7 protein-coding genes are annotated in these 4,351 nt (G+C 58.3%); 4 read left to right on the top strand and 3 right to left on the bottom strand.

Annotated elements, in window-relative coordinates; translation table 11 throughout:
* The first annotated feature begins 253 nt into the window (after positions 1–253).
* Positions 254–571 (top strand): DUF736 domain-containing protein, encoded by a 318-nt coding sequence (locus tag J7447_RS31100; protein WP_075282947.1) that lies wholly within the window; start codon positions 254–256, stop codon positions 569–571.
* An 88-nt stretch (positions 572–659) separates the two neighbouring features.
* Here the strand turns inward: J7447_RS31100 and J7447_RS31095 are convergent, their stop codons facing one another.
* Complete coding sequence (locus J7447_RS31095) at positions 660–920, bottom strand: WGR domain-containing protein (protein ID WP_075282948.1); 261 nt, start codon at positions 918–920, stop codon at positions 660–662.
* A 363-nt stretch (positions 921–1,283) separates the two neighbouring features.
* Between J7447_RS31095 and J7447_RS31090 the strand changes: the two genes are divergently transcribed.
* From J7447_RS31090 to J7447_RS31080, 3 genes are all read left to right on the top strand, one after another.
* On the top strand, positions 1,284–1,448 hold the full coding sequence (locus J7447_RS31090) for a hypothetical protein (protein ID WP_168693765.1): 165 nt from the start codon (positions 1,284–1,286) through the stop codon (positions 1,446–1,448).
* A gap of 245 nt (positions 1,449–1,693) precedes the next feature.
* Positions 1,694–1,942, top strand: a complete 249-nt coding sequence (locus J7447_RS31085) for a type II toxin-antitoxin system ParD family antitoxin (RefSeq protein WP_075282925.1) — start codon at positions 1,694–1,696, stop codon at positions 1,940–1,942.
* Positions 1,939–2,232 carry a type II toxin-antitoxin system RelE/ParE family toxin gene (locus J7447_RS31080; RefSeq protein WP_075282926.1) on the top strand — a complete coding sequence of 98 codons (294 nt, stop codon included), beginning with the start codon at positions 1,939–1,941 and terminating at the stop codon, positions 2,230–2,232. The genes J7447_RS31085 and J7447_RS31080 overlap by 4 nt, the downstream gene beginning before the upstream one ends.
* Positions 2,233–2,265: 33 nt before the next feature.
* Here the strand turns inward: J7447_RS31080 and traG are convergent, their stop codons facing one another.
* On the bottom strand, positions 2,266–4,185 hold the full coding sequence (gene traG, locus J7447_RS31075; protein ID WP_075282927.1) for a Ti-type conjugative transfer system protein TraG: 1,920 nt from the start codon (positions 4,183–4,185) through the stop codon (positions 2,266–2,268).
* On the bottom strand, positions 4,106–4,351 hold a 246-nt coding region (locus J7447_RS31070), incomplete at its 5' end, for a conjugal transfer protein TraD (protein WP_209171773.1). The genes traG and J7447_RS31070, both read right to left, overlap by 80 nt.

Here is a 4,351-nt window from a genome sequence, read left to right as displayed (position 1 = left end):
AAAGCGGTCTCGATTGAGGCATGTCTGACCGGGACCCGGCTTCGCCTCGCTCGGCTTGACGCAACGGCGGCTAGATACTTTCTTCCCCTTCGAACTGGCGTTCGAATTCCTCGCGGGTAGCCAAGAAAGTGTCTTTCCGCCGTCCTCCATTTCATTTCGGTTCCGCTGGAATGCGCGCCGATCGTTCCCGGTCTCTTCGACAGCCATCGAGGCCGCGATGGTCGTGGCCCGAAACATCGAAGGAATGAAGACAATGGCAAACATCGGCACATTCACCACCACGAAGAACGGCTTCACCGGTCAGATCAAGACGCTGGCCCTCAACGTCAAGGCCCGCCTCGAGCGCGTCGAAAACCCTTCCGAAAACGGCCCGCAGTTCCGCATCTACTCCGGTTCGGTCGAACTCGGAGCCGGATGGCAGAAGCAGGCGAAAGACACCGAGCGCGACTACATCTCGGTCAAGCTGGACGACCCGAGCTTCCCCGCTCCGATCTACGCCACCCTCATCGAGGTGGAAGGTCAGGAAGGCCTGCAGCTCATCTGGTCCCGCCCGAACGGCAACCGCGACTAAGCGGCCAGCACGAAGGCCTCGCCACAAGCGGGGCCTTCGATCGCTGTTTCCCGAGGGCAGCGCATCTGCCACTTCATCGGCGCAGTAGTTATTCGGCGCCAGCGATTGTCTCCCGATATCCCCGCCGCTTCTTGGTCCGCTCTATACGCACCAGGGCTCTGGCGGCATCGGCCGGGCTCTCAAAGGTCTCCATCATCGTCTGTCCCCGGGTTCCGATACGCCCCCAATCGCGAATGAGCGAAGCGCCGCCAAACAGCGTGGGCTGCACGGTGAGACAATAGAACCGCCGCATGTTCCGGGCCGGGTCGATGCGGCGAAGATGGATGGGCGCGAGCTTTTGTGAGGGCATGGGAAGAGTCTCTCTGACGATGCTGGCTCCGTCCAATGAGTTATATGAATCGATGACCCTCAATCGATTCATACCATTCATGCGTGTTTCCCTTTTCGAATGCTGACAAGGCTGTCGCGCTTCGAACGCGGCAGCCTTCTTTTCTAGCCGAAACCGGGTGAGGCCTGGTCTGCTCAGATCGCCCGAGTGTAGTGCGGCGGCAAGTCTGCCCCAAGGACGCACGGTCCCCCCAATTTTCCGGCTACGCCAGAAAATCGGCACCCCCGCGCGCCGCCGCCGGCGGTCGCTTGCGCGATCCCTGACCCAGCCTCACCGCCACACCTTCGGGCGTCATCTTTCAAAGACACTCAAGAGGAGATGACGATGCACCTTGAAATCCAGATTGAAGAACTTCGCGCAGAGCTTCGCAACGCTGTCGATGCCGGCGAGCGCTGCCAGATAACGGCAGAGCTGGAGATGCTGAGAGCAGAGCTTGCGGTCATTGCGTCGGATCAGGACAAAACAATCGAAAGCGTGCCGCCCTTATAAGGCGGCCGTTTCTCGTCTTCGCGATGGAAAGCCTTGGCCCGGATCGACCGGACCAAGGCTTGTTTGACGACCGGCAGATTGCCTCCTCGGTTTTAGAATTGTCATTCCCGGTGAAAACGGTTCTCACGGGCGTCCGCATTCGAGCGACTAATTGCCGGTGTCAACTCCAAGCTCGTTCTTGTCTGTTTGCCTTTCGTGTAATACATATTGGTACTAAAGAATGCCTCAGAAATAGGAGAGCACCAATGGCCCGGAACACGTCCGTAACGCTTGGGGATCATTTCACCGGGTTTATCAGCGATCAGGTGCAGACAGGCCGCTACGGCTCCGCCAGCGACGTCGTGCGGGCGGGGTTGCGGCTACTGGAGGAACATGAGGCGAAGGTAAAGGCGCTGCAGGATGCGTTGATTGCCGGGGAACGCTCGGGCGAACCCCAGCCTTTTGATTTCGATGAATTCAAGGCACGCAAACGTGCAGAGTATGAGAGCCGATGAAGGTTCTTGTCTTCTCTCCCGCAGCAAAAATGGACCTTGAGCACATTTGGGATCACAGCGTTGAGATTTGGGGTCTGGATCAAGCAGATCGCTACCTTGACGAGATAAGGGACGCCTGCTTTGGTCTGGCTTCCGGTGACCGGCGAGGCAGGCCGGTAGATGTGCGTGCCGGGTATCTGAAGTATGCTACGGGAGTGCACATGGTCTATTTCCGTGATCACGTTGACCGGTTGGAGGTCATCCGCATATTGCACCAGAGGCAGGACGTGAGCCGGAATCTACCGACATAGCAATTGGCGTGGACCAGGAGGGTTCCCGCATCCTTACCGTCGCTCTGTTCCGAACCGCGACGCCGTCACTTTTTCAGTCATCTCCTTCCTTCGAAAGAACATCGCCCGGCCACACCGCAGCGGCTCATTCCCGCTGGTGAAAACAATCTGCTCATCGGACCGCATCTGCAGAACTTCATGCGGCTGAATGAGAGGACGCTGAGAGAGCTGCCGGGAGCGGTTTCGCGAAACTTGCCCGCCCCGTGAGGACCGGCTCACCTGTTCAACCTCGATTGTCGTCATGCCGCATCGCTCGGAAATATACCGCGCCGTGTCCGGATCGTTGATCGCGGCGAAGGACACCCAGGAGGCGGATTCGAACCATTTGGAGGTTGCGTCGCGGCCGCCGAATGCCTCCCGCATCTGCCCGAGCGACTGGAACAGCATGACGAGCGAGATGCCATATTTGCGGCCGGCATCGCGTGCCGTCTCGATGATGCGCATGTAGCCGAGACGTGCGACTTCATCGAGCAGGAAGAGAACCCGGCCGTTGATGTCTCCGTCGCGGTTGTAGACCGCTTTCAGAAACGCGCCGATGATCACTCGGGCCATGCCAGGATGATTTTCCAGGGTGGACAGATCGATATTGAGGAAAATTGTCGTCCGGCCGTTGGCGATGATGTCGGTTTTGAATGTGTTGCCTGAGACGAGCGCGGCATAGGTCTCATAGGAGAGCCAGTGGGTTTCCTTGGCGGCCGTCGCATAAACGCCGGAGAAGGTTTGCGGCGTCATGTTGATGAAGGGGCCGACGAGTTCTTTCACGAACTCGTTCGGCGCCGTGTCGTGAATGTCGGCCAGGAACTCCTTCAGGTTCTCTTCCGGTTTGGTGAGAATGCTGCGCACCGTGCGCAGCGACCGCTTTCCAGAAGAGTTGTCCAGGTCGGAAAAGACGACATGGGCGATCACGCTGGTGATGAGCTGTTCCGCATTGGTGCGGAAGAAGTCGTCCGCTCCGGAGGCGATCCGCGGCTTTTCCGACATGAGCCAGGCGGCGACTGTTGCCATGTCTTCTTCCATGGAGGATCCAAACTGTCCGATCCAGTCGAGGACATTGAACCCGACGCTTGGATTTTTCGGATCGAGACATATGACCTTCTGGCCCATCGCGTTGCGGCTTGCCGATACCATCGGTGCTATCTCGGTCGACGGATCGAGAACGATCATCGAACCGGGATATTGAAGACAGGTCGGAACAACAACGGACGTTGTCTTGTATCCGCCTGAGCCGGCAAAGACGATGCCATGTGTGGATCCAAAGCCCTGGTCGAAGGCGACAAGGGGAGCCTTGCCACCCTTGCCCCATGTACTGTTGTGGCGAGGGTCGAAGTTGATTTCCGAAACGCTGTCCTTATCGACGCGATAGCGTTCTCCGATGACGATACCGCCGTTCTCAGCAAACATCCTCGCGGCGGTCTTACCGTCCATCCAATCGCTTTCGCCATGGATGCTTCGGCGGCCGGAAACCCGTTTCGGACGGTTGTCACCGAAGGCACTGTTGCCTTTCAAGCCGACCTTCAAACCGAACAGACCGACAAAGAGCGCTCCTACCGCACCACCGATCGAATAGAGATCGGCGTACTGCAGAAGCGACCCTGGCTGAACTTGCTCCGAGAAAGCATTGAGCCGCAGCGCCTCCAGGAGCGCGGCAGTAGCAAAAACCATCAGGCCTCCGCCGAGAACTCCGAAGCCAGCCCATTTGATGTCGAGACTGCCGCGCGCTGAAAAAAGAACGATGAGCCCCAGCCCGGCAGAGACAAGAAAGGGAAGGGTGAGCCCAATCCGGCCGAACAACAGATAGGCTTTCTGTGTCGTGGCGAAAGAAGCCAGCCTGGTTTCAATCCCGGCGAGACCCCATAGCGCTATCAGCATGAGGGCTGTCGGGATCAGGAACAGCAGCGCCCTTTTGAGTGTCATTCTTGAATGCGGCCTTTCCGATCGCGCGCCATTTGTCGCGCTGATTTGTGTCGTCAAGGCGGTCCGAAGCATCCATGAGAATGCCGAGAAGGATGGCCTTGTCTGTCTCGCGAAGTCCGGCTTTGACGATGAGGCCGCCGAGTTGGATTTTTTCGCGTGCGTCTTT

Origin of the sequence: Labrenzia sp. R5_0 (genome assembly GCF_017743835.1) — a bacterium.
GTDB classification, from domain to species: domain Bacteria; phylum Pseudomonadota; class Alphaproteobacteria; order Rhizobiales; family Stappiaceae; genus Roseibium; species Roseibium algicola.
Note: the sequence above shows the minus strand (reverse complement) of the source record. Positions and strands in the feature narration are given on the sequence as shown.

Excerpts from the sequence above, each read along its gene's own strand:
- J7447_RS31080 (WP_075282926.1), top strand. The coding sequence starts at position 1,939 with ATGAAGGTTCTTGTCTTCTCTCCCGCAGCAAAAATGGACCTTGAGCAC.
- J7447_RS31095 (WP_075282948.1), bottom strand. The coding sequence starts at position 920 with ATGCCCTCACAAAAGCTCGCGCCCATCCATCTTCGCCGCATCGACCCG.
- J7447_RS31085 (WP_075282925.1), top strand. The coding sequence starts at position 1,694 with ATGGCCCGGAACACGTCCGTAACGCTTGGGGATCATTTCACCGGGTTT.
- J7447_RS31100 (WP_075282947.1), top strand. The coding sequence starts at position 254 with ATGGCAAACATCGGCACATTCACCACCACGAAGAACGGCTTCACCGGT.
- traG (WP_075282927.1), bottom strand. The coding sequence starts at position 4,185 with ATGACACTCAAAAGGGCGCTGCTGTTCCTGATCCCGACAGCCCTCATG.
- J7447_RS31090 (WP_168693765.1), top strand. The coding sequence starts at position 1,284 with ATGCACCTTGAAATCCAGATTGAAGAACTTCGCGCAGAGCTTCGCAAC.